1 protein-coding gene is annotated in these 1,509 nt (G+C 45.5%); it reads left to right on the forward strand.

Annotation, left to right across the window (positions count from 1 at the left end; all coding sequences use genetic code 11):
- Positions 1–89 precede the first annotated feature (89 nt).
- Positions 90–1,307 (forward strand): IS256 family transposase, encoded by a 1,218-nt coding sequence (locus ABEV74_RS23230; protein WP_430150131.1) that lies wholly within the window; start codon positions 90–92, stop codon positions 1,305–1,307.
- The last annotated feature ends 202 nt before the right edge of the window (positions 1,308–1,509 follow it).

A 1,509-nucleotide genomic window follows, 5' to 3' on the forward strand; every position in this document is an offset into this window, starting at 1 on the left:
ATATCTCTTTTGTTTGGAGAACGATCAAGGCGAGGACGTAAAAAGTTTTGTGTAAATGGTTAAACTTCCCATTAAGGAGATGATCATTTATGCAAGACATGAAAGACAAGACGATCAAGGAATTGGCGAAAGATTGCCGAACGGTCGAAGATGTTCACGAGATGCTGAAGAACCTGTTTAAGGATACGATTCAGCAACTGTTTGAAGCGGAGATGGATGAACACTTAGGTTACAGCAAGCATAGTTCTGACGGTGACAACACGGGAAATAGCCGCAATGGTTACAGCAAGAAAACGATCAAAACGAAATTTGGTAACACCGAACTGAACGTTCCGCGTGATCGAAACAGTGAGTTTGAGCCTCAAGTCGTTAAAAAGCACGAAACGAGCGTCAACGGCTTAGAGGAACAGATTATCGGTTTATATGCAAAAGGCATGTCTACTCGTGACATTGAGGACCATATGAAGGATCTGTATGGAATCGACGTGTCTCCTACAATGATCAGTAAGGTTACCGATAAGATCATGCCACTGGTTTCGGAGTGGCAGTCCAGACCACTTGAAAGGGTCTATCCTATCGTGTTTTTAGACGCGATTCATTTCAAGGTTCGTCAGGACAGCCGTATCATCAACAAGGCGGCATACAGCGTTCTGGGCATCAATATGGCTGGACAGAAGGATATTCTTGGCATTTGGATCGGCGAGCACGAGAGCGCCAGCTTCTGGTTAAACGTCTGTACAGAATTAAAAAGCCGCGGTGTTGAAGATATACTGATCGCGTGTAAGGACGGTCTGTCGGGCTTTTCGGAGGCGATTAACGCAGCATTTCCTCGAACGCAGATTCAATTGTGCGTCATTCATCAGATTCGCAATTCGATGAAATACGTGCCTTTCAAGGAAGAACGCGCCGTCTTGGCTGATTTAAAAAAAGTGTATCAAGCTCTTACGCTAGAAGAGGCTGAAACGGCATTCGCTGCTTTCAAAGAGAAATGGGGCAAGAAGTACCCGATCATCATTCGCTCCTGGGAGAATAACTGGATCGAGCTAACGGCTTACTTCAGCTATCCGGCGGAAATACGCAGAATGATCTATACGACCAATATCATCGAGGGGTATCACCGCCAACTTCGAAAAGTAACGAAAACAAAAACGGCTTATCCATCGGATGATGCCTTGCGGAAAATTATCTATCTTGCCACGATAGACGCATCCAAAAAATGGACTATGCCGCTTCGAAGTTGGAAAGAATGTATATCGCAGCTTGCCATCCATTTCGGAGACCGGCTGCAGGTGGAACTATCTGCATAACGCCTACCACGAGCCAGGCTTGACATGGAGCCTCTACGGGCATGATTCCTTGCGATCGGGCGATAACTCGTAAACTCGTATCGCCAAGGCAATTTAGCCTATCATGCCCGCCCCTCCATGTAAAGCCTTCCCGAGTTACTTTGGCTTTTTGGTTCAAATTCATTTACACAAAATAATTTACCCTGAATTTCGAAAGTGCGAT

The organism is Paenibacillus cisolokensis (assembly GCF_050481165.1).
GTDB classification, from domain to species: Bacteria; Bacillota; Bacilli; order Paenibacillales; family Paenibacillaceae; genus Paenibacillus_AH; species Paenibacillus_AH cisolokensis.

Bases quoted from the DNA above. Each gene is read 5' to 3' on its own strand.
- ABEV74_RS23230 (WP_430150131.1), top strand. From the start codon at position 90: ATGCAAGACATGAAAGACAAGACGATCAAGGAATTGGCGAAAGATTGC.